Here is a 23,025-nt window from a genome sequence, read left to right on the forward strand (position 1 = left end):
TAGAAAGAAGTTGAAATTCATGAGCGTATCTGAGATCAATACGATTGACATGGCCTCTCTGCTGTGTAACGCCTATGAATTAGGCGATATGATTAACGGTTCTGCCGACGTGGCTGAATATATATATTGGAAGCAGAAGGTTGAGCAGAGCGAGGAAGTGAAGCTTCTTCTACGGGAATTTGAGAAGAAGAAGGAGCTTTTTGAAGAAACGGAACGATTTGGTCGATTCCATCCGAATTATCATGAAGCGAAAGACGCTGTCAAAGCTGTCGAAGCGAAGATGGATGCGATCGAAGAAGTAAGACGCTTTAAGGAATTGGAACAACGCTTAGATGATATGCTCTATGATATCTCGAAGCTTATAGCCCATTCTGTCTCTGAGACCATTAAAGTGCCAAGTAATGATCCAAATCCAAAAGGCGGCGGATGCGGCGGTGGCGGTAGCTGCGGCTGCGGCGGATGATCGGGAGAAGAGGGGTTAGCGAACATGTTTGCGGAACGCACTGGCTACATTATCTGGGTTAGCGATGTAAAAGCAGCAAGAAATTTAGAGAAGTATGGAACGGTTCATTATATTTCACGTCGAATGCATTATGTTGTGATGTACGTTAATTCAGAACGTGCGGAAGAAACAATCAAGAATATTCGCAGGCTTGCGTTTGTGAAGAGGATTGAGAGGTCTTACCGGAATGAAATTAAGACCGAATATAGCAGCAATGGTCCGGATAAGGCAAAATTCTATAACCTCTAGTCTCATCGGCGCACTTGTAAATAGGGCTTGAGAAAAATAGTGCATTCATGTAATATAGTGGGTATAAATGCTTAGATAGAAAGACCTATCTAACCTGGAGAGTGATGCCCAATGAGAGATAAGGTGATGGAACGATACAGCACATACGAACCTTTCTATGTCACCTTGGGTGATAAGAAAGTGGCCGATGTGGTCATAACGAATCATGCCAAATTTCGCTGGGCAGAGCGGGTTGAGCATGAGAAGACCGGTTATGATGATATTGCAATGTTTTTATGGGAATGTCTGAAGCAGAATCGAATTCAGCCGTACTATCGGAATGAAGAAGACGTCTATCTGATTGATGATGATCTTGTGGTTGTCGCAGAATTTCCGATTCTTGAGAACGAGATTGATATCGCGGGCAACCCGCTTCATAAGATGATTATTGTTACCTTTCTTGGCCGAATGTCGGAGACCATGGAGCTTCGAGATTTGAAAACGTATTATTCTTGGCTGCGTCATTCACGACGGATGACGTTAATTAAGAATAGTCGCAAAAGAAAGTAATAAAAGAAATGTAAGCATACCGCTGCTGTGGTGTGCTTTTTTTGTACAAAAATGGGAAAGTTATTGCGTATGATCTGGTATAATGATGGTAATTCGTCTACTTATGATTTGAACTCGGAAGGGGGGATTGCATTGAATTTTCATCAGCTACATATCTTTTATACCGTTTCCGAGAAAGGTAGCTTCTCTGCTGCCGCGCAAGCCTTACATATGACGCAGCCGGCTGTAACCATGCAGGTTCAATCGCTGGAAGAGTATTTCGGTACGAAACTATTCAATCGTTCAACTAAACGCATCGAGCTATCCGAAGCTGGCCGGGCTCTCATGCCATTTGCCCGAAGGAGCATCGAATTGGTTCGGGACACGGATATAGCCATGTCCAAATTCACGCATATGCTTCAAGGTCGACTTCAGTTGGGGGCAAGCTTAACGATCGGCGAATATGTGCTGCCTCGCATGCTGGGACCATTCGGTCAGCAATATCCGAATATCGCCATTAGTATGAAAGTGATGAATACCGCACAAATTTTAGAAGAAATTACGAATCACCAATTAAATTTTGGGTTGATCGAAGCGCCTGTACAGCACCCGGATATGCATATTGAAGCGGTGATGAAGGATGAATTAAAGCTGATTGTGCCCGCGAATCATCCTCTTGCAGAAGCTTCTATAGTCTCGCTTAAGGAAGTGCTCAAGTATCCTTTTATCGTGCGAGAGCAAGGATCTGGCACAAGGCAAGTCATGGAAGAGCAATTTGTGCGTAAGAATATAGATATACAGTCTGTTCGCACCGTGATGGAGCTGGGCAGTACGGGTGCGATTAAGTCCGCCGTCGAAGCGGGGCTCGGTATTGCGATTATCTCACCGTCTTCGGTGAAACATGAAGTGACGTTAGGTCTCGTGAAGATTGTCGACATCGAAGATTGTTCCTTTGAACGCCAATTCTATTCGATTTATTTAAAATCAGCCTTGCTTCCGATATCGGCGGTGACGTTCTTATCATTCCTTCAGGAGCAGCAATTAGACAAGTAGTTCGTTAGACCTAGCTTTGTTTTGTTCTATATGAGGTTCAATATTTGTAAGGAGATGGCAGACAGATGAATACACAGCAAGGATACGTAGACTTACATACACATACAACCGCTTCCGACGGGATGCAGCCGCCAGCAGAGAATGTTCGACTAGCCAAGGCAGCAGGTCTTACCGCCGTTGCGATTACAGATCATGATACCGTTGCTGGCATCGAGGAGGCGATACGCGAAGGGGAACGTATAGGAATAACTGTTGTACCAGGAGTGGAGATCAGTACTGTGCTTGAAGGCAAAGACATTCATATTCTGGGTTATTACATTAATTATCAAGATCCAAGTCTTCTGGAACGTCTGGCTGAGCTTCGAGCAACGAGAGATCGCCGTAATGACATGATGATAGCGAAGCTGCAGGAGCTTGGGATTGAGATTACGATGGAAGAAGTCATTGCGAATCTGGGGAGAGAACTTGCTCCCGATGAGACAGTAGGCCGCCCTCATATCGCAGATACCTTGGTTATTAAAGGGTATGTGAACAATATGGCCGAAGCGTTCGATCGTTATCTAGGCTCAAGCGGTGCTGCCTATGTGAATCCGCCGAGAATTACGCCTACGACGGCTGCAGATTGGATTCGTGAAGCGGGAGGAACACCTGTCATTGCGCATCCGGGTCTCTACGGCGATGACGAGCTTGTGGAGAACATCATTCAAGACGCAAGAGTGGCAGGAGTGGAGGTCTATCATTCGGATCATGGGGAAGCAGAAGAGGTACGTTACCTTCAACTCGCGGAGAAATATCGACTAATAATCACCGCAGGTTCTGATTTCCATGGCGCGAGACAAGGCGTCGTGTTCCATGGAGAATTAGGCGGGCGATGCATTTCTACTGACGTATTAACGGCACTCATGCAAGCAAAAAGCTGATTCAAGCGCAGGAGAACGAGGTTGGATGCTTGAGAATGGAAAGGTGGGATTTATATGGGATTTGATGGTTTTAACGCGATGATGAGCGGATTCGGAATGTTCGAGACATTCATCTCACTCATTTTTGGCGCTGTTGCAGTCATCATCATCTATTCGCTAGCAAAAGGGGTAACACAATGGAGCAGCAACAATAAACAGCCGATCTTAAACGTAGCCTCTCAAATTGTCAGCAAACGTACCCATGTAAGTCATCGTCATGATACCAATGACGGTCATTTCCATAATGCGACCAGTACAACCTACTACATCACCTTTGAAGTCGAGAGCGGCGATCGGATGGAATTCAAAGTAGATGGTCACGCGTTCGGCCACTTGGCAGAAGGGGATCACGGCACTCTCAAATATCAAGGCACCCGTTATCTGGGATATGAGCGCTTGACCAGACATGTCTCAGGCCGGGAATCCTCTGCGAGCAAGCGCAGAAGTATGTCGTAATTCTTGATACGTAAGGATGAATTTTCACCTGTGAAAAAAAGAAGCTTCCATGACCCTATGTTAAGGTCCGTGGAGGCTTCTTTGATGTGTCATGTGTAATTAGCTATTTTTCAAGACATAGGGGAGCTGTTTCAGTTTGTCCTCATCCGGCGTGATGAATAGTGTCTTCTGATGATCGTATATCACGAATCCAGGTTTCGCCCCGCTTGGCTTCCGCACATGTCTGATTAACGTATAGTCGACAGGTACCATGCTGGAAGACTTCGCTTGACTGTAATGGGCTGCTAACATCGCTGCCTCTTCCAAGGTTGGATTGCCGAACTCGCTGCTGCGAATGACGACGTGGGAGCCTGGAATATCTTTGGTGTGCAGCCACGTATCATTAGGCCCTGCGAGTCGGTTCGTCACATATTCGTTCTGAATGTTATTCTTGCCGACGTAGATCGCGATTCCTTCTGAGGAGGTGTAGCATTGGACGGTTGGTTTGTCGTTCTTTTTCTTTTTGCCTTTTTTCTTCGAACGATCTCTTAGGTACCCTTGTTCTGTCAGCTCTTCCCGAATCTCATCGATATCGCGCAAGGATGCATGCTCCAGCTGCTGCAGCAAGAGCTCCATGTACTTAATCTCATTAGCCGTTAACGTAAGCTGCTCCTCGATGACGGCAAGGCTGTTCTTGAACTTGTTATACCGTTTCAAATATCGCTGTGCATTCTCGGAAGGGCTGAGCAGCGGATCAAGCGGAATTCGGATGCTTTCTTGATTCTCGTCGTAATAATTAACAACTTCAATCTCCTTCATCCCTTTCTCCACCGCGTGGATGGAGGCGAATAACAATTCCCCTTGGACACGGTAATGGTCAGCATCTTGAGCTTCTTCGATGGACTCATGGAGCTTATCGATTTTCTTGATGTTCTTGTTCTTCTCGTTCTGCAAGAAGCGGATGAGATCGCTAACGCGCTGCTTGACTGTATCCCGTTCGGCCTTGTCTCCATAGAAAGCTTCCATACACGCACTGATCGACGGATAAGTTTGACGCTCATCGTTGATGGAAGTCAATGGCATGGCGGAGAAGAACATTTTGCCCTTCGCATCTACAGCGATGCAGGGGCTGAATTGATTCTCACGGACGTCGGCCATGATCGATGAGAATGCTTGCCATAGCGAAGCAAGCCCCGTATCCCGATCGTGTTGTGAAGCGCGGTATTCAATCTCGCGGCTAATCAGTGGACTTAGACCGCTGAATTGCTCGACGAGACGGGATGCGTAGGATAGAGCGCCTTGGCGTTCAGCAGCTTCTTCTTGTTCGTCTACGATTGGATCGGGCGTCATCGCCGCTCGGAACTCCGCTTCTGTCACGTCAAGCGGGTGCAGCTTATGCTGCTGCGGCGGTTCTGTATATCCGAAGCCAGGCATGACAATCCGATAGCTGCTGATGGCTGGCGTGACATGATGAATGCCGTCCAGCATCGTGCCTGTCGTTGGATCGACCAAGATAATGTTGCTGTGACGCCCCATCAATTCAATAATAATGCGCTTCGTCGACTCATCGCCGAGTTCGTTCCGCTGCCGAATTGTGATATGGAGAATACGCTCGAACGCTACTTGCTCCACGGATTCGATGATGCCGCTCTCACAATGCTTGCGCATCAGCATACAGAACATCGGCGCTTCCTGCGGGTTAAGGAATTGCTGATCGCTAAAATGCACGCGCGGGTATGTAGGATTTGCGGATAAGAGCAGTTTGAAATTTTCACCTTGCGCGCGTATTTGTAGGACCAAGTCATGTTCCGTGGGTTGATAAATTTTATTAATACGTCCACCGATGCATCGGGATAACTCCGAAGCAATGGCGCGTGTCACGATACCGTCTAATGCCATAGTACATTCTCCATTCTATTCCCCTGTTTCATTCACCAAGGAGATCAATCGTACCTCTCTATGATGCCATACTTTGCGGAAAAACTTAAGTAGAAGAGGGATAATTTCTGGCTTGTCTGAATACATTTACACCAGAAGAGGGTTGTTCAAAGGGCTGGAAAAGCTGTTACACATACAGTGAGAGTCCTTGGATTATGGCGCGGAAGGGGAATTAAGGGACATGGAACAGAAAATGTGGCACCAGATGAATACGGAGGAGCTGCAACAAGCATTAGGTGTGGATGGTCATAGTGGGCTGTCCTCGGCCGAGGCAAGCAAACGCCGGGAGACTCATGGGCCGAATGAGCTGTCGGAAGGGGAGAAAGTCTCGCCGATTGCGCTCTTCCTGAACCAATTCAAAGATTTCATGGTGCTCGTACTGATGGGAGCGACATTGATTTCAGGCTTGCTAGGCGAGTATTTGGATGCAATCACCATTGTGGCGATTATTGTGATTAATGGGGTTCTTGGATTCGTGCAAGAATTTCGTGCCGAGCGTTCACTGCGAGCGCTTAAGAAGCTGTCAGCACCGTCAGCACATGTGCTTCGCGATAACGAAGTCATTCAGATCCCGGCTGATCAACTGGTGCCAGGTGATGTCGTCTTGCTCGAGAGCGGAGACCGGATCCCAGCGGATATCAGGTGGATGGAGACGAATAGCTGCTACGTGGAGGAGTCTGCATTAACCGGGGAGTCTGTTCCGGTAAATAAGCATGATTGTCCGATTGAAGAAGCGAGCATACCGCTTGGGGACCAGCGAAACTTCGGTTTCATGGGGACGATGGTTACTAGAGGGACAGGCAGAGGTATTGTCGTACGCACGGGTATGAATACCGAGATGGGCAAAATCGCAGATTTGATTCAACAGACCGAGAGTATGGAGACACCGCTTCAGCATCGTCTTGAGCAGCTTGGTAAAATATTGATTATCGTTGCCTTGGGTTTAACGGTGATGGTCGTGATTGCGGGTATTATGCATGGTCAGCCTGCCTATGGTATGTTCCTTGCAGGGGTAAGCTTAGCGGTAGCTGCGATTCCAGAAGGACTGCCTGCGATTGTTACGATCGCTCTAGCACTCGGCGTACAACGTATGATTAAGCGTAAAGCCATTGTCCGTAAGCTCCCGTCAGTAGAGACCTTGGGCTGTGCTTCGGTTATTTGTTCCGATAAGACGGGAACGCTTACCCAGAATAAAATGACGGTTACGCATCTATGGCTCGGAGGGCGCTTGCTGCAGGTATCCGGGGAAGGGTATGAACCGATTGGTCATATTCTTGAAGACAATAAGGCTGTAGATCTCAAAACAGATCAGGCGCTGCGCCGTTTCATGCAGATTGCAGCGCTGTGTAATAATGCATCTCTAACAGAAGCCTACCGTTCGGAGAAGTCGAAGAAAAAAGTGAAGGATGAGTCCATATCAACGTGGGAAATCAAAGGTGATCCGACGGAAGGCGCCCTGGTTGTCCTTGCTTCGAAAGCGGGCGTAACGCAGCAATCCTTGAACGCGTTGTATGAGCGGGTCAGCGAGTTCCCATTTGATTCGGAACGGAAACGGATGTCCGTACAGTTGAAGCATCAAGGCGGACAATTGATTTACGCGAAAGGCGCTCCGGATATGCTGCTCGAACAATGTGCGTATATATTATGGGATGGGAAAGTTGTGCCTTTCACCGGGACGCTACGGCAGAAGGTGCTCGCAGCGAATGAAGGTATGGCGAAGTCTGCGCTGCGCGTACTCGGCATGGCTTACCGTGATGTGAAGTCTTACGAGAATGTGGCGAACGAGCAAGATGCCGAGTCTAACTTGATCTTCGTAGGACTAACGGGGATGATTGATCCGCCGCGGAAGGAGGTGCGGGATGCGATCGCCAAATGCCGCCGAGCAGGCATTAAGACCGTTATGATTACGGGGGACCATCAGACGACGGCAGAAGCGATTGCGAATCAATTGGGCATTATTCAGCGCGGTGGATCCCTTCTGACAGGACAGCAGCTTGCGAAATTGTCGGACGATGAGCTTGATCAGCAAGTGGACGATATCTATGTCTACGCTAGGGTGTCGCCTGAACATAAGCTTCGCATCGTGAAGTCTCTGCAGCGGAAAGGGCATGTCGTCGCGATGACCGGCGACGGCGTGAACGATGCGCCAGCGATCAAAGCGGCCGATATTGGCATTGCGATGGGAATTACCGGTACGGACGTCTCGAAGGAAGCTTCCGCGCTCATTCTTAGCGATGACAACTTCTCGACGATTGTCGCTGCGATTGAAGAGGGACGTGGCATCTACGAGAATATTCGCAAGTTCATCCGTTACTTGCTGGCATCGAATGTCGGCGAGATTCTAACGATGTTCATTGCGATGATGCTAGGCTTTCCATTGCCGCTGGTGCCGATTCAGATTCTCTGGGTCAACCTTGTGACGGATGGACTGCCGGCGATGGCGCTTGGCGTGGATCAGGCGGAGAAGGATCTGATGGAACAGAAACCGCGCGGCGCGAAGGAAAATATTTTTGCAAGAAGATTAGGTTGGAAAATTATTAGCCGCGGGATCTTGATTGGTGTGTTCACACTACTTGCGTTCTGGCTGACCTTGCGGGTGGATCCGAGCAGCAGTGAACAGCTTGTCAAAGCCCAATCCGTAGCTTTTGCGACGCTCGTTATGGCGCAGCTTATCCATGTTTTTGATTGCCGCAGCTCACGCTCGATTTTCCACCGCAATATTTTGCAGAATCGCTATTTGGTATTGGCTGTCTTATCATCAATCGTACTCCTGCTCGCCGTGCTCTATATCGAACCGCTGCAGCCTGTCTTTAAGACGGTGCCGCTTGATTTGAGAGATTGGGCCATTACACTCGTCGCCGCTGGCGTGCCAACATTCGTGATGGGGATTGGCAGTGTGTTAACGGGTGGTAAGCCGCGGAAGACAACGCCGACACAGCATCGGAAACCGATTATAAAAAGTACAAACATTCGTGCATAAAGTGAATCCACTTCGGCGCAGCCTCTAAGATATGCTTATGGATATGGTTGAAGTAGAGGAGTGCTGTAGAATGAAATTCACGAAAATGCATGGACTTGGTAATGATTTTATCGTCGTTGCTGGGGAGCGGGAGCTGCCTAGCAACGCGTCACAACTAGCAATAGAGACGTGTAACCGATTTTTCGGCATCGGGGCAGACGGGCTTGTCTACATTCTGCCATCTGAACGCGCGGATTTTCGGATGCGCATCATGAACTCCGATGGGACCGAAGCTGAGCAATGCGGCAACGCCATTCGCTGTGTAGCGAAATATGTATACGACCGCGGTCTGACGGACCGGCAAGAGATTACGATCGAGACGCTAGGCGCAGGTGTACAATCGCTTCAGCTGGAAGTAGACCAGGCAACCCATACGGTCACGCGTGTTCGCGTAGATATGGGTGCTCCGATTTTGGAAGGCAAGCTTGTGCCGACGACGATTGATGCGTCATGTGTGGTGAACGAACCGATTGAGGCCGCTGGCCAGACGTTTCATTTTACAGCGGTATCGATGGGGAATCCGCATTGTGTCATCTATGTGGATGACGCCGTGAACTTCGATCTGGAGACATGGGGACCGAAACTCGAGGTGCATCCGTTCTTCCCTCGGAAGATTAATGTAGAATTCGCGACGGTAAAATCGAAGGAACACGTCGATATGCGTGTATGGGAGCGCGGCGTAGGACCTACGCTCGCTTGCGGTACAGGTGCATGCGCGACGCTCGTCTCTTCCGTGTTGAATGGTTTAACAGATCGCACGGCCGTGATATCGCTGAAAGGCGGCGACCTTCATATCGAATGGAATGAGTCAGACAACCATGTCTATATGACAGGGCCAGCAGCGATGGTGTTCGACGGCGTATTATAATTCATTCAGATGAATAGGCATGATTGCTTCGAAATGCTCCGAAAGGGGCATTTTTTTGCTTTTCAATTCAGGGGTGGGTAGGTCTCTGCTGCATGCTAGAATCGGCAGTGAAGTTAAGAGTCTACTGTGCGAGGGCATTTTGTGCTTATTTTTTCATATGAATTATGATACAGTTAGCTTACTTAATAATAATGGGGTGGAGTTCATGAAGATTGATTTACGTCAAGCATTACAGCAGCAAATTCTCGTAGGGGACGGAGCGATGGGAACCTACTTATACAATATGGGCTTTCCCGTGGGTATTTCCTATGAAGAGTTGAATTTGCTCCACCCGGACGTTATCGAGAATGTTCATCGGGAGTATGTTCAAGCAGGAGCACAGCTCGTAGAGACCAATACGTTCTCTGCGAATGCTGATAAGTTATCGAAGTATGGCCTCGAAGGTAAAGTCGAAGAAATCAATCGCGCCGGTGTGCGGATTGCGCGTCAAGCGGCAGGGGAGGCGGCTTATGTCGTTGGTGCTGTCGGTCCGATTCGCGCAGGTCGTCGTAAAAATATTTTGATAGATTATTTGCAAGATTGCTTCGAAGAGCAATTCCGCGCGCTGCTCGCGGAAGGTGTCGATGGGATTTTACTAGAGACGTTCTATGATGTAGAAGAAATGAAGATCGCGCTAGAGAAGTTACGAGAATTAAGCGATCTGCCTGTCATTTGTCAATTTGCTGTAGAAGCCGGCGGAACGACGATGGATGGGTTCACGTTAGAGGAAGCGTTCAAGATCATTGAAGATGCGGGTGCAGATGTGATCGGGTTTAACTGCCATACCGGCCCAAGAGGAATCCTCAACTCGGTTGAGAAAATTCAAGGATTTTATCATTTGCCTGTCTCCGTGTTCCCGAACGCAGGTATTCCTGACTATGTTGATGGAAAATATATGTATATGACTTCGCCGGAGTATTTTGGTGAATGCGCTATTAAATTTGCTAACATGGGCGTGAAGCTGATCGGCGGATGCTGCGGAACAACGCCTGCGCATGTCGAAGCAATGGCCAAAGCGCTTGTCGGCTACGTGCCGAACGCAGAAGGAACGGTACAGGTAAAGGAGTCGTCGAACTTAGGCGCGTCTGCGTCGAAATCAGCAGCAGCTGAACCGCCTGCCGGAACGACAGGGGGCCCTAGTATCGTAGATCTCGTCAAGCAGCGCCATACGGTCATTGTGGAGCTGGATCCTCCGCGTGACCTCGATATCACGAAATTTATGAAGGGTGCAGCAGCCTTGAAGGAAGCGAAGGTGGATGCCTTAACGCTGGCAGACAATTCACTTGCCGTTACACGTATGAGTAATATGGCGCTCGGCAATAAAGTTAAAGAAGAGACGGGATTGCGCCCGCTGATCCATATTGCTTGCCGCGATCGTAACCTGATCGGAACGCAGTCGCATCTGATGGGATTCGATGCATTGGATATCGACCATGTGCTCGCCGTTACTGGAGATCCTGCACGATTCGGCGATTTACCGGGTTCGAGCTCGGTCTATGATTTAACATCTTTCGAAATCATCCGCATGATCAAACAGTTAAATGAAGGCATTGCTTTTTCTGGGAAACCGCTGAAGCAGAAAGCGAATTTTATCATAGGCGCAGCGTTTAATCCGAATGTAAAATACTTGGACAAAGCTGTGCAGCGCCTCGAGAAGAAGATTGAGGCCGGCGCGGATTATATTATGACACAGCCTGTCTATGATCCAGCATTAATCGAACGAATCTATGAATCCACGAAACATCTGGATATCCCGATCTTTATTGGCATTATGCCGCTAGCAAGTGGCCGTAACGCCGAATACCTTCATAATGAAGTGCCAGGAATTCAGCTATCCGATGAGGTTCGCAAACGGATGGCTGGCTTGGAAGGGGAAGTAGGAAGGAAAATGGGTGTCGAGATTGCGAAGGAATTGCTCGATACGGCGATGCCGCGGTTTAATGGAATCTACTTCATGACACCGTTCATGTTCTATGAAATGAGCGTGACGCTCACATCGTACGTCTGGGAAAAAGCAGCAGTTCTTCATTCCCCCGTGTAGAAGAGATTCCAAAAGTTATCTTAGCGTTTTTCGAAGAAAACTCGCTGCGGAAGCGTATGCGCTTCGGCTATTCGCGACCTGAGCCTATGCTTACGTTGTAAGTTTACTTCGAACACGCTCAGGTGATTGTAAGTAGACTTTTTGAACGCATACTTGTAACGATTATTAGAATCAATTATTATAGTGTAATGGATGTGGTCCCCATGGTTTTCAGTATGACAGGATTTGGTCATTCCGCGAGACATTTTGGCGGCTATAGAGTGCAGATCGAGATTAAATCCGTTAATCACCGCTATTGTGAGACGGTTATCCGTCTTCCGCGGGAATGGACATGCTACGAAGATGTACTGAAACGTATCGTCCAGCATCGTCTTGGACGTGGACGAATTGATATTTTTATCAACAAAGAGAAAGAAGAGGATGCTCTCAATACACCGCATGTCAATTGGTCGGCAGCCCATTCTTATGTGCAAGCGGCCAGTGCGCTCAGAGAGCGGTTCGGATTCACGGATACGTTAACATTAAATCAACTGATGCAAATGCCCGACGTTCTCTCCTTGCGAGACGATTCAACTCTTGCAAATGAAGAAGTCGAGGAGCATTTGGTAGCTGGCTTACAAGAAGCACTGAACGGATTATGCGAGATGCGCGCCAGAGAGGGGTTCCATCTCGCAGAAGATACAGGATCTAGATTGACCACTTTAGAGGCAATTCATCAAGAACTTGTCCTCCTCGCCCCAACCGTCGTCTCTGAATACCGAGCGAAGTTAAGACAGCGGCTGGCGGATTTGCAGGATGCTACCTTCAAATTCGATGAGCATAAATTCGGTATGGAATTAGCCTTGTTCGCGGAACGTTGCAATATTGATGAAGAACTGACACGGCTTAAGAGCCACTTCGGACAGTGCCGTAATTTATTACAGATGCATGAGCCGGTAGGACGTAAGCTGGACTTTCTGATTCAAGAAATGAATCGTGAAGTGAATACGATTGGATCGAAAGCGAATCATCTAGCGCTTGTAAATCGTGTGGTTGACATGAAAGCCGAACTGGAGAAAATTCGTGAACAGGTCGCGAATATGGAATAATGCATTTATTATAGGGGGAAACCAGAAATGGCTATCAAACTGATTAACATCGGTTTCGGGAATATCGTATCCGCGAATCGAATTATCTCGATCGTAAGCCCAGAGTCCGCACCAATTAAGCGGATTATTCAAGAAGCGCGCGATAGGCATATGCTGATCGACGCAACCTATGGTCGCCGTACACGTGCGGTTATTATTACAGATAGCGATCATGTCATTCTATCTGCAGTACAACCTGAAACTGTCGCGCATCGGCTCTCAACCAAGGATGATGACAACGACGAATGAGATGGAGAATACTATGAGTAAAGGTTTATTAATTGTTTTATCCGGCCCTTCAGGCGTAGGTAAAGGTACAGTATGTACTGCCCTGCGCAAAAAGATGCCTAATCTAATCTATTCAGTGTCTGCCACGACACGTCAGCCGCGTATGGGCGAAGAAGAAGGCGTGAACTACTTCTATAAGAGCCGCGGACAATTTCTGGATATGATTGAGCATAACCAACTGCTCGAATATGCGGAATATGTGGGGAACTATTATGGGACGCCGCGCGATTTCGTAGAGCAGACCATCAATGAAGGCAAAGATATTATCCTTGAGATTGAAGTTCAAGGTGCTCTGCAAGTGAAAAAGTCTTTCCCGCAAGGGGTCTTCATCTTCTTATTGCCGCCTTCCTTGGATGAGCTCAAGGATCGCATCAAAGGCCGTGGCACGGAGAATGATACCGTGATTGATCATCGGATGTCTGTCGCAGAAGAAGAGATCAATATGATTGAGTATTATGATTATGCCGTTGTCAACGACGAGATCGAACATGCATGCAGACGGATTGAATCGATTATAACCGCTGAGCATTGTAAGATCCCTAAAGAATAACTTCACCAAGGCGTTATTGGATTTTTACTTGAATAGAATGAGGTGTTCAGATGCTATACCCTTCAATCGATGAAATGATGAACAAAGTAGACAGCAAATACTCCCTAGTCGTTGCAGCTTCGCGTCGCGCTAGACAATTAAGAGACGGTGCGAAATCCGATCTTCGCGCCCCAAAATCCCACAAATTTGTAGGCACAGCGCTTGAAGAAATCTATGGCGATTTCGTTCAAATTGAGCGCAACGCGCAACCGAGAGATTAAATTCTAATTATACAGATAAGGCTCGTTCTTCCTCGACAACCGCAAGGTTGTTATTTTTTTACCACAATAGTTTATAGACGTTACTTCGATGGAAACGTAAAATTCTATTTGGCGATAAAAACTACCTCTAAACGCGGTCGCTCATCTTTGAATGACTTCGATTAGGCTTTTTCTCACCACAATAGAATTTGTAGACGTTTCATCGTATCGAAATGCAATATTCTATGTAAATACAAGGGGGGATACCCATGTTGAACGGAAAGAATATTATTCTAGGGATTAGTGGAGGTATCGCAGCCTATAAGGCCATTACATTGTGCAGCAGACTCACGCAGCAGGGGGCAAATGTCCATGTCGTCTTGACGGAGTCCGCCAAGCATTTCGTGACGGAATTAACCTTACAGGCCATATCGCGCAATCCGGTGTATACCGGTACGTTCGATGAGCGCGATCCTTCGGTTGTCTCTCATATTCATCTAGCAGATGAAGCAGATCTTGTCCTTGTTGCACCTGCAACCGCGAATACATTGGCTAAAATGACGTACGGCCTGGCAGACGACATGTTAACGAATGTATTGCTTGCTACGACTGCTCCAATCGTCGTGGCGCCGGCGATGAACGTACATATGTATCAGCATCCGGCAACGGTTCATAACATGAAAGTGCTCGAGGAACGCGGCGTCCGATTCATTGAGCCAGGGACAGGCCAATTGGCTTGTGGATACGTTGGGCAGGGAAGACTTGCGGAGCCGGAAGAGATATTCTTATGGATCGAACGCTTCTTCGCAGAGCGAGACCAGCCAGGATCCCAGAAACCGGCGCCATTGGCAGGACGCACCGTGCTCGTGACAGCAGGTGGCACAGTCGAGCGGATTGACCCTGTTCGTTACATTACGAATGATTCCTCGGGCAAAATGGGATTTGCCATTGCTCGCGCAGCACAGGAATTGGGTGCGCACGTGCAGCTGATTGCGGCAAGTACGGACGGTCCTCCGCCAGATGGTGTCGAAGTCATACGGGCGATGTCCGCGCAGGAGATGTATGATCGCGTGATGGAACGGATGGATCAAGCGGATATCATTATCAAAGCAGCAGCTGTAGCAGATTACCGCCCTGCGAAGATTGAACCAAGCAAAATGAAGAAGACGCAGGAACGGCTGACGCTGGAGCTTGAACGAACGCAAGATATTTTGCAGGAGATTGGCAGACGCAAGACGCAGCAGCTCGTTGTGGGATTCGCGGCTGAGACGAACGATGTAGAGCGCTATGCGCTAGATAAACTATCGCGTAAAAATTGCGATCTGATGGTAGCAAATGATGTGACGGCCGAAGGCGCTGGATTCGGTGTGGATACGAATATTGTTCATATCTATGACCGACAGGGCCTTGTTGAAGCGCTGCCGCAGATGTCCAAGGAGCAAGTTGCTCACCGACTACTTGGTATTGTCTCTGAACGGTTGGCGGGTGGACACGCTTGACACGTTATGCCAGAGTAATTGTCGATGTGCCGAGTAAGCAGACCAATCGGCCATTTGATTATATGATTCCGGATGCCATGGAGCCTTGGATTGAGATCGGCAGCCGGGTAGGGGTGCCTTTTGGGCCAAGAACGGTACAAGGCTTCGTGGTAGGTTTCACATCGGATGAATCGTTAGAAGTGAATAAGAGTCGCATGAAATATATCCAAGAGCTCTTGGACCTTGTTCCGCCATTATCTCCCGATCTGATCGAGCTGGGGGCCTGGATGAGTGCGAAGTATGTATGTCACGATATTGCTGCGCTGCAATCGATGATTCCAACCGCGCTGAAGGGCAAAGTTGAGCGTGTGTTGCATGTCTCAGAGTCGTACCAGGACGAGGAATTGCTATGGCTTCCGGAGGAGCGCAGCGTGTTGGAGACCATGGAACGCTTAGGTCCGATGAAACTCGAGCAGGTGACCTCGATGTTCCCTGCGCATGAGAACTTGATTAAGCGGCTGCTGAAGCAAGGCTATCTTATCGAGACGCAATCGATTAAAGATCGTGTCGCGAAGAAGAAAGTGAAGACGGTGTTCTTAAGCATTGGGGAAGAAGAGGCGGATGCGGTGCTTGCTTCGTTCCCAGCCAAGGCGCGTCGGCAGAAGGAAGCGTTAGAGTTCCTCATGCAGACTTGGCAGCCGATTCTTATGACGGAGCTGCTCGCAGAGCTGCATACGACGAGTTCGACGATCAAAGGACTTGAAGATAAAGGGTATGTTGAAATTCGGGAGATGGAAGTGTTCCGCGATCCCTATGCGGACCGAAGGTTCAAAAAATCTGAACCAATGCAGTTCACCGAAGAGCAGCAACGCGTATACGATACGATAGAGGGGTCGTTAGACACGCGAGAGCATGATCTATTCTTACTGCACGGTGTGACAGGAAGCGGGAAGACAGAGGTTTACTTGCAGTCGATTCAACATTGTATCGCTCAGGGCCGGGAAGCGATCGTTCTGGTCCCGGAAATTTCGCTTACGCCGCAGATGGTGGAACGATTTAAGAGCCGTTTCGGCGCGCTCGTCGCCGTGCTGCACAGTCGATTGTCGCATGGTGAGCGTTATGATGAATGGCGCAAAATTCGTGAGCGCAAGGTGAAGGTCGCGATCGGTGCGCGTTCTGCCATTTTCGCGCCCTTCGAACAGCTTGGGCTTGTGATTATCGATGAAGAGCATGAGACGTCGTATAAGCAGGAAGAGAGTCCGAAGTATCACGCACGTGATGTAGCGGTGAAGCGGGCTGCGCAGCAGGGCGCAGTCGTCATCCTTGGTTCAGCCACGCCGTCGCTTGAGAGTTATCGCGCGGCGATAGAAGAGCAGCCGTTGCCAGGATTCGAGGACCAGGCTCCGATGCGCTTGTTGTCCATGCCGACGCGGGTCGGAGGACGGGAGCTCCCGCAAGTTCATATCGTTGATCTGCGGGAGGAGCTGAAGAACGGCAATCGTTCGATGTTCAGTCGACCGCTGTACCAAGCGATAGAAGATCGTCTGAAGAAACAGGAGCAGATGGTGCTGCTTCTGAATCGTCGTGGATACTCGACTTTCGTCATGTGCCGGACTTGCGGTTACGTCGCGCAGTGCCCGGAATGCGACATCGCCTTGACCTACCACCAGAAATCGAATCATTTACGCTGCCACTACTGCGGTCATGCCGAGAAGGCGCCGAAGACCTGTCCTTCCTGTGAGAGCGAGCATATTCGTTATTTTGGTACGGGTACGCAGCGTGTCGAAGAGGAGCTCTCTAAGCTGTTCCCAGGCATTCGCGTCATTCGCATGGACGTGGATACGACGACGGAGAAGGGCTCACATGAGAAGCTGCTCGGACAATTCAGGGATCGTCAGGCGGATGTACTCCTCGGGACGCAGATGGTCGCGAAGGGGCTCGATTTCCCTTATGTGACCTTAGTTGGCGTTATTACGGCAGACTCAGCGCTCAATATTCCGGATTTCCGTGCTGCGGAGCGTACGTTCCAGCTGCTCACGCAGGTCGCTGGCCGTGCTGGCCGCCATCATCTGCCAGGCGAAGTTTATATTCAGACCTATACACCGGAGCATTATTCCATTCAGCATGCATCGGAGCATCATTATGAGCCGTTTGCCCGGGATGAGTTGGAGCATCGCTGGAAAAGGGCCTATCCGCCATATTGCAATTTGATCCTGATTACGTTCTCGCATGAGCAGCTTCCGCTGCTCGTTCGGATGAGTGAGAATTTCGCGACTCGCGTCAGGGAGCAGGCGATTGCACGGGGGTGGAGCCAGGCGTTAGATCGTCCATCGGAGGATGCATTCGAGCTGCTTGGACCTGTTGCGTCGCCGATGCCGCGGATCAAGAATAGATACAGATTTCAATGTATGTTAAAATATCGTGGGAACGTTGATGCCGTGCAGCTCGTACGTGCGGTTAGCGCGGAGTTCGATGAACATGTGCGGGGACAACAGCTGCTTATTAGCGTGGATGTCGACCCCCAGATGTTAATGTAACGGATAAATAGAGAAAAAGTGAATAAAGGTGGGTGCTATCATGGCCATTCGAGTGATTGTACAAGAGCCGGATCCGGTTCTGCATAAACGTGCGAAAGAAGTAACGGAAATTACGCCTAAAATAACAAAATTGATCGATGATATGGCAGATACAATGTATGATGCGGAAGGTGTTGGTTTGGCGGCACCGCAGGTGGGTATCCTGAAGCGTATTATCGTTATTGATTGCGGAGATGAACACGGGTTAATCGAGATGATCAATCCGGAGATTATTTCCAAAGAAGGCGAGCAATTTGGTTCGGAGGGCTGCCTAAGTATTGCAGGAATCAGTGGCGACGTACGCCGTGCGATGACGGTGACGGTGAAGGGCTTGAATCGTCATGGCGAAGAAATTACAATTACGGGCTCTGAGCTGCTGGCACGTGCATTCCAGCACGAAGTTGATCATTTGAACGGCATCTTGTTCACAGAGCTTGCTGAGAAACTTTATGATGCTACCGAACGGAAAGGCAAGGAGAATTAAATGAAAATCGTATTTATGGGGACGCCGGAATTCGCTGTCCCATCACTGCAAATGTTACTAGCCGAAGGGTACGACGTGGCTGCTGTTGTCTCGCAGCCCGATCGCCCGAAAGGTCGCAAGAAGGTATTAACACCAACCCCTGTGAAAGAAGTAGCAGTTGAGAAGGGCATTCCGGTACTACAGCCGCTTAAACTGCGCAGTCCGGATTCGGTTGAGGAACTGGCGAAGCTGCAACCTGACTTAATCGTCACCGCTGCTTATGGGCAGATTCTGCCGAAGGCTGTATTGGATCTTCCGCGATTGGGCTGTATTAACGTGCATGGCTCGCTCTTGCCAGAGTATCGCGGAGGCGCACCAATTCAGCGTTCGATCATGAACGGTGAGACGGTTACGGGTGTAACGATTATGTATATGGCAGAAGGCCTCGATACAGGCGATATGATCTCGCGTGTTGAGGTGCCGATTACGGATGAAGATACAGCAGGCACCATGTTCGAGAAACTTAGCGTTGCCGGCGCCAATCTGCTGCGTGAGACGCTGCCTGAATTGATTGCAGGGCGGATTGAAGCCATGAAGCAGGATGATTCCCTCGCTACCTATTCGCCGAATTTGACGCGTGATGACGAACGCATTGACTGGACACGGAGCTCTAGAGAGATCTTTAATCAAGTGCGCGGTCTTGTCCCTTGGTCGGGTGGATTTACCCTTTGGCAGGAGGAAGTGTTCAAGGTATGGGCTTGCCGCATATCATCCAGCACTTCGGATGCTGCACCGGGAAAGGTCCTTGCCTGCGATTCGAATGGCATTGAAGTGAAGACGGGCGATGGCTCAATCATCCTGACGCAGGTACAGCCTGCCGGCAAAAAAGCGATGGATGCTGCGGAATTTGTTCGCGGCGGGAAAATGACGAAGGGAACGTTGTTCACGTGAGCGGGCCGGCGAAAAGAAAGCTGTCTGCGAGGGAAGTTGCTCTGGATGTCTTGACGCGTGTCGAGCAGGAGGGCGCATATAGCAACCTGCTCCTGAACCAATCACTTCAGAAATTGCAGCTCGATCGTACCGAGGCTGGATTTGCAACGGAGCTGGTCTATGGGACGATCCAACGCTTGAATACGATTGATTACTTCTTAAGTTCATTCGTGACCAAAGGGCTTGCAAAGCTGCAGCCTTGGGTACGAAATTTGCTGCGGTTAAGCTTCTACCAGATCTACTACCTGGATCGCATTCCGCCGCATGCAGCCGTGAACGAAGCGGTGAACATCGCCAAGCGGAAGGGTCATCAAGGGATATCCGGTATGGTAAACGGTGTGCTGCGGAATGTGCTGCGCAATAAAGAATCGCTTCACATTCCGGAATCGATGGATCGCATTGCGCGCATCGCGCTCACCTATTCGCACCCCGAATGGATGGTCGAACGCTGGGTTCGGCAGTACGGAGAAGAGGCTGCCATAGCGATGTGTGCCTCGAATAACGAAGCACCCCATGTCAGTGTCCGTGTGAATACGGTGAAGACGGATCGTGCTTCGATGATCCAGGACATGGTATCGGCCGGCATGGATGCTCGTCCATCAGAGCTATCGCCTGCAGGCGTTGTGGTTGATAGCGGCGGCAATATGGCACTTACCGATTGGTACAAAGACGGACTCTTCTCTGTGCAAGATGAGAGCTCGATGCTCGTTGCTGAAGCGCTGCGTCCTGAGCCAGGTATGCAGGTGTTGGACTGCTGCGCTGCTCCGGGAGGCAAGACGGCGCATATCGCCGAGCTGATGAACGATACAGGACATGTTCTTGCCAACGATGTGCACCCGCACAAGCAGAAGCTGATCGCAGAGCAGGCGTTCCGCCTGAAGCTGGGATCGATTGAGACGAGAGTAAGCGATGCCCTGACATTGGCCAAGCAGCTCAAGCCAGCTTCCTTCGACCGGATTCTGCTTGATGCGCCCTGCTCCGGCTTAGGCGTCATTCGGCGCAAACCGGACTTGAAATGGGCGAAACAGCCGGAGGAAGTCGAGCAGATTGCCGCACTGCAGTCGAAGCTGCTCGACGAGGTACAGTCCCTGCTGCGTCCGGGCGGCATTCTCGTCTACAGCACGTGCACAACCGAACCGGAGGAGAACGTGCGTATGGCAGAAGCCTTCCTTGCGCGGCATCCTGATTTTACTTGGGCGGGCGAAGCCTCCGCGAGTCCGGCATGGCTAGAGATTTGCAATAAGACAGAGGCATCGGAACATGCGAGTCTGATTCAAATCCTACCGCATCAGTATCATTCGGACGGATTTTTTATCGCAAGATTTATGAAGCGTCAAGCGTAATGGATCAAAGAACCTCCTATCCCACAGAAGTTAGTGGGATGGGAGGTTCTTGTTGTCCTTATCTTCTTCGCATGGTTAGACTTGATACCTAGATTAGCGAGGTTGAGGCGGGTTGCCAATAACGCCTGGATACGTATAGTTAAGTGGTTCGTCAAAAGTTATATAATCGAGGTTCACCATCAGCAGGAGGATACGTTGTCCTGTTGTTGTATCGCTAATAATAATGTGATCGCGCCCTGCTGCTTCGATGACACCGCGGAATATTTTGGCGTTCCATTCACAGTTATTCTCATATGTCATATAGAAGGTACCAACTTTGCCAAGGTTCAGGCGAAGGATATTCTCTACATAAGATTGCTCAAATTGAGGTGGGGATACGGTCGTCCCTGATGGTGTAATCAGGTCGCCGGTTGTGGCGGCCATAGGCCCGACGGGCGTGCCGGGTGCTACCCCTTGCATTTGCATACCAGGTGCTACCCCCTGCATTTGCATTTGCATGCCAGGGTTCATAGGAGCGGTAGGTGGATACCCAGGCATGGTGCTTTGCGGCATTGGGATTCCTGCTGGTGCTGGAGCGGGAGCTGGCATCATGTAGCCATAGTTACCTGTTGATCCTCGATAAACGTAATTCATTGCGTTCTATTCCTCCTCAAATATTATCTCTTTTTTAGGTATTGCCATTAACGATAGACTTGCGGGCAGTCTTCTCCCTTCGGGACATAGAAGCAATGTAATTTGAATCTGCCGCTGTGCTGTTGGTTATACCAAGTGGGCGGACAGTTTCCGACTGGACGGAAGTACCATAGCGCATTGCTTGCTGGCCATAACTGCTCACCGTTGACAGCTCTCTGGGCAAGTCGGATATCTCTGTCGCGTGCTTTTTGATAGAAATATCCTTTCTGCGTCGCTTCGAATCCGCCGGGACTCTGGAAGACCATATCATTGATACTGCGAATGTTCTTGAAATCAAGACAGTCGGCTAGAATCCGGTTAACGCCTACGTTGCCAACCATCAACATGCCTTGTTCGCCTTCCCCCTCTGCTTCAGCTCGCAGGAGCCGTGCTAGTAGCCTGATATCCCCTGAATTTGCTTTAACGACAGCCATAGTCTCTACACCCCTTCCGTCACTGACATGGTCATTCACCCATACCTATCATATTGAGCGAGGGGGTCAGAGGTGATTACTTTCTTGTGAAAAATTCCCCCCTCTTTAGCCAGGGTGTTATTTATGTTAAAATAGGACGAATGAGATAAACTAAGTAGAAAATGGACTGAATAGGTTGTGAGAAAAATTGGATAAGCCATTTATTTATGATTTTACACTGGAAGAACTACAAACATGGGCCAAGGAGAATGGTGAGTCTGCATTTCGTGCGGCTCAAATCTTCGATTGGATTTATGTGAAACGCGTCAATAGCTTTGAACAAATGAGTAATTTGTCCAAAGAACTTCGGCATAAACTAGAAGAGCAGTTTCAGTTTGTAACCTTAAAAGAAATTACGAAGTATGAATCCAAAGACGGAACGGTGAAATTCCTATTCGGCCTTCACGATGAGCATGCGATTGAGACGGTTGTCATGAAGCACAATTACGGGAATAGCGTATGCGTTACGACGCAAGTTGGCTGCCGTGTCGGCTGTACGTTCTGCGCTTCCACACTTGGCGGATTGAAACGGAATTTAACAGCGGGCGAGATCGTCGCACAGGTCGTTCAAGCGCAGAAGATTCTCGATACACGCGGTGAACGGGTAAGCAGTATTGTCATTATGGGAACGGGCGAACCTTTTGAGAATTATGATGAGACGATGAAATTCTTACGTCTGATGATTCATGAGAAAGGGCTGAATATTGGACAGCGCCACATCACCGTCTCGACGAGTGGTATTGTACCGAATATCTATAAATTTGCAGATGAGAATACACAGATTAATCTAGCGATTTCCATCCATGCACCGAATGATGCGCTTCGTTCGAAGTTGATGCCCGTGAATCGCAGATTCCCTTTCAACGATGTGATGGATGCGCTTCGTTATTACTTAGCGAAGACAGGACGCAGAATTACGTTCGAATACGCCCTCATTGGCGGCGTGAACGATCGGCCTGAACACGCGGAGGAACTTGCGGATGTCATTAAGGACATGCTCTGCCATGTGAACCTGATTCCAGTTAACCACGTCCCAGAGCGCAACTACGTTAGAACACCACGTAACGATATTTTCGAATTCCAACGGATTCTTGAGCGCAAAGGTATTAATGCGACGATTCGTCGCGAACAAGGTCATGATATTGCTGCTGCTTGCGGACAATTGCGGGCGAAGCATTTGGAAGCAAAATAGCGA

At 49.2% G+C, this 23,025-nt stretch carries 22 protein-coding genes; 19 read left to right on the plus strand and 3 right to left on the minus strand.

What is annotated here, in order from left to right; translation table 11 throughout:
- Nucleotides 1-19 precede the first annotated feature (19 nt).
- From GCU39_RS03875 to GCU39_RS03900, 6 genes are all read left to right on the plus strand, one after another.
- Nucleotides 20-463, plus strand: coding sequence for a YlbF/YmcA family competence regulator (locus tag GCU39_RS03875; RefSeq protein WP_152392303.1), 444 nt, complete (start codon nucleotides 20-22; stop codon nucleotides 461-463).
- Nucleotides 464-487: 24 nt separating this feature from the next.
- Nucleotides 488-751 carry a YlbG family protein gene (locus GCU39_RS03880; RefSeq protein WP_152392304.1) on the plus strand — a complete coding sequence of 88 codons (264 nt, stop codon included), beginning with the start codon at nucleotides 488-490 and terminating at the stop codon, nucleotides 749-751.
- Between the two features lie 111 nt (nucleotides 752-862).
- The gene (locus GCU39_RS03885) at nucleotides 863-1,300 is read left to right on the plus strand and encodes a hypothetical protein (RefSeq protein ID WP_018756556.1); all 438 of its coding nucleotides are present in this window, start codon (nucleotides 863-865) and stop codon (nucleotides 1,298-1,300) included.
- A gap of 126 nt (nucleotides 1,301-1,426) precedes the next feature.
- Nucleotides 1,427-2,332, plus strand: a complete 906-nt coding sequence (locus GCU39_RS03890) for a selenium metabolism-associated LysR family transcriptional regulator (protein ID WP_152397076.1) — start codon at nucleotides 1,427-1,429, stop codon at nucleotides 2,330-2,332.
- Nucleotides 2,333-2,397: 65 nt separating this feature from the next.
- Nucleotides 2,398-3,252: a PHP domain-containing protein gene (locus GCU39_RS03895; RefSeq protein ID WP_152392305.1), complete on the plus strand. Its 855-nt coding sequence runs from the start codon at nucleotides 2,398-2,400 to the stop codon at nucleotides 3,250-3,252.
- Between the two features lie 54 nt (nucleotides 3,253-3,306).
- Nucleotides 3,307-3,747, plus strand: a complete 441-nt coding sequence (locus GCU39_RS03900; RefSeq protein ID WP_152392306.1) for a DUF2500 domain-containing protein — start codon at nucleotides 3,307-3,309, stop codon at nucleotides 3,745-3,747.
- A 99-nt stretch (nucleotides 3,748-3,846) separates the two neighbouring features.
- Here GCU39_RS03900 and GCU39_RS03905 read toward each other — a convergent pair whose 3' ends face one another.
- Complete coding sequence (locus GCU39_RS03905; RefSeq protein WP_152392307.1) at nucleotides 3,847-5,625, minus strand: Rqc2 family fibronectin-binding protein; 1,779 nt, start codon at nucleotides 5,623-5,625, stop codon at nucleotides 3,847-3,849.
- Between the two features lie 220 nt (nucleotides 5,626-5,845).
- Between GCU39_RS03905 and GCU39_RS03910 the strand changes: the two genes are divergently transcribed.
- The 12 genes from GCU39_RS03910 to rsmB all read left to right on the plus strand — a co-directional run bounded on the left by GCU39_RS03910 (nucleotide 5,846) and on the right by rsmB (nucleotide 20,685).
- Nucleotides 5,846-8,644, plus strand: coding sequence for a calcium-translocating P-type ATPase, SERCA-type (locus GCU39_RS03910; protein ID WP_152392308.1), 2,799 nt, complete (start codon nucleotides 5,846-5,848; stop codon nucleotides 8,642-8,644).
- A 70-nt stretch (nucleotides 8,645-8,714) separates the two neighbouring features.
- A complete protein-coding gene (gene dapF / locus GCU39_RS03915) occupies nucleotides 8,715-9,551 on the plus strand; it encodes a diaminopimelate epimerase (RefSeq protein WP_152392309.1) in 837 nt (278 codons plus the stop codon).
- 205 nt (nucleotides 9,552-9,756) lie between these two features.
- The gene (locus GCU39_RS03920) at nucleotides 9,757-11,631 is read left to right on the plus strand and encodes a bifunctional homocysteine S-methyltransferase/methylenetetrahydrofolate reductase (protein ID WP_152392310.1); all 1,875 of its coding nucleotides are present in this window, start codon (nucleotides 9,757-9,759) and stop codon (nucleotides 11,629-11,631) included.
- Between the two features lie 203 nt (nucleotides 11,632-11,834).
- The gene (locus GCU39_RS03925) at nucleotides 11,835-12,719 is read left to right on the plus strand and encodes a YicC/YloC family endoribonuclease (protein WP_152392311.1); all 885 of its coding nucleotides are present in this window, start codon (nucleotides 11,835-11,837) and stop codon (nucleotides 12,717-12,719) included.
- Between the two features lie 27 nt (nucleotides 12,720-12,746).
- The gene (gene remA, locus GCU39_RS03930) at nucleotides 12,747-13,007 is read left to right on the plus strand and encodes an extracellular matrix/biofilm regulator RemA (RefSeq protein ID WP_005548256.1); all 261 of its coding nucleotides are present in this window, start codon (nucleotides 12,747-12,749) and stop codon (nucleotides 13,005-13,007) included.
- A 13-nt stretch (nucleotides 13,008-13,020) separates the two neighbouring features.
- Entirely contained in the window at nucleotides 13,021-13,596 is a 576-nt protein-coding gene (gene gmk / locus GCU39_RS03935) for a guanylate kinase (RefSeq protein WP_152392312.1), read from the plus strand.
- Nucleotides 13,597-13,646: 50 nt separating this feature from the next.
- A complete protein-coding gene (gene rpoZ / locus GCU39_RS03940; protein ID WP_152392313.1) occupies nucleotides 13,647-13,856 on the plus strand; it encodes a DNA-directed RNA polymerase subunit omega in 210 nt (69 codons plus the stop codon).
- Between the two features lie 248 nt (nucleotides 13,857-14,104).
- Nucleotides 14,105-15,334, plus strand: a complete 1,230-nt coding sequence (gene coaBC / locus GCU39_RS03945) for a bifunctional phosphopantothenoylcysteine decarboxylase/phosphopantothenate--cysteine ligase CoaBC (RefSeq protein WP_152392314.1) — start codon at nucleotides 14,105-14,107, stop codon at nucleotides 15,332-15,334.
- Complete coding sequence (priA, locus tag GCU39_RS03950) at nucleotides 15,331-17,850, plus strand: primosomal protein N' (protein ID WP_152392315.1); 2,520 nt, start codon at nucleotides 15,331-15,333, stop codon at nucleotides 17,848-17,850. Before coaBC ends, priA begins: the two co-directional genes overlap by 4 nt.
- 40 nt (nucleotides 17,851-17,890) lie before the next feature.
- On the plus strand, nucleotides 17,891-18,373 hold the full coding sequence (gene def, locus GCU39_RS03955; RefSeq protein WP_152392316.1) for a peptide deformylase: 483 nt from the start codon (nucleotides 17,891-17,893) through the stop codon (nucleotides 18,371-18,373).
- Nucleotides 18,374-19,303: a methionyl-tRNA formyltransferase gene (gene fmt / locus GCU39_RS03960; protein WP_152392317.1), complete on the plus strand. Its 930-nt coding sequence runs from the start codon at nucleotides 18,374-18,376 to the stop codon at nucleotides 19,301-19,303.
- The gene (gene rsmB / locus GCU39_RS03965) at nucleotides 19,300-20,685 is read left to right on the plus strand and encodes a 16S rRNA (cytosine(967)-C(5))-methyltransferase RsmB (protein WP_152392318.1); all 1,386 of its coding nucleotides are present in this window, start codon (nucleotides 19,300-19,302) and stop codon (nucleotides 20,683-20,685) included. Before fmt ends, rsmB begins: the two co-directional genes overlap by 4 nt.
- 93 nt (nucleotides 20,686-20,778) lie before the next feature.
- Here rsmB and gerQ read toward each other — a convergent pair whose 3' ends face one another.
- Together gerQ and GCU39_RS03975 are read right to left on the minus strand one after the other, a co-directional pair.
- Complete coding sequence (gene gerQ, locus GCU39_RS03970) at nucleotides 20,779-21,318, minus strand: spore coat protein GerQ (protein WP_152392319.1); 540 nt, start codon at nucleotides 21,316-21,318, stop codon at nucleotides 20,779-20,781.
- A gap of 47 nt (nucleotides 21,319-21,365) precedes the next feature.
- Entirely contained in the window at nucleotides 21,366-21,791 is a 426-nt protein-coding gene (locus tag GCU39_RS03975) for a cell wall hydrolase (RefSeq protein ID WP_152392320.1), read from the minus strand.
- 187 nt (nucleotides 21,792-21,978) lie between these two features.
- Here GCU39_RS03975 and rlmN point away from each other — a divergent pair, with 187 nt between their 5' ends.
- Nucleotides 21,979-23,022 carry a dual-specificity RNA methyltransferase RlmN gene (gene rlmN / locus GCU39_RS03980; protein ID WP_152392321.1) on the plus strand — a complete coding sequence of 348 codons (1,044 nt, stop codon included), beginning with the start codon at nucleotides 21,979-21,981 and terminating at the stop codon, nucleotides 23,020-23,022.
- Nucleotides 23,023-23,025: the final 3 nt, after the last annotated feature.

This window comes from Paenibacillus guangzhouensis, assembly GCF_009363075.1.
Classification (GTDB): domain Bacteria; phylum Bacillota; class Bacilli; order Paenibacillales; family Paenibacillaceae; genus Paenibacillus_K; species Paenibacillus_K guangzhouensis.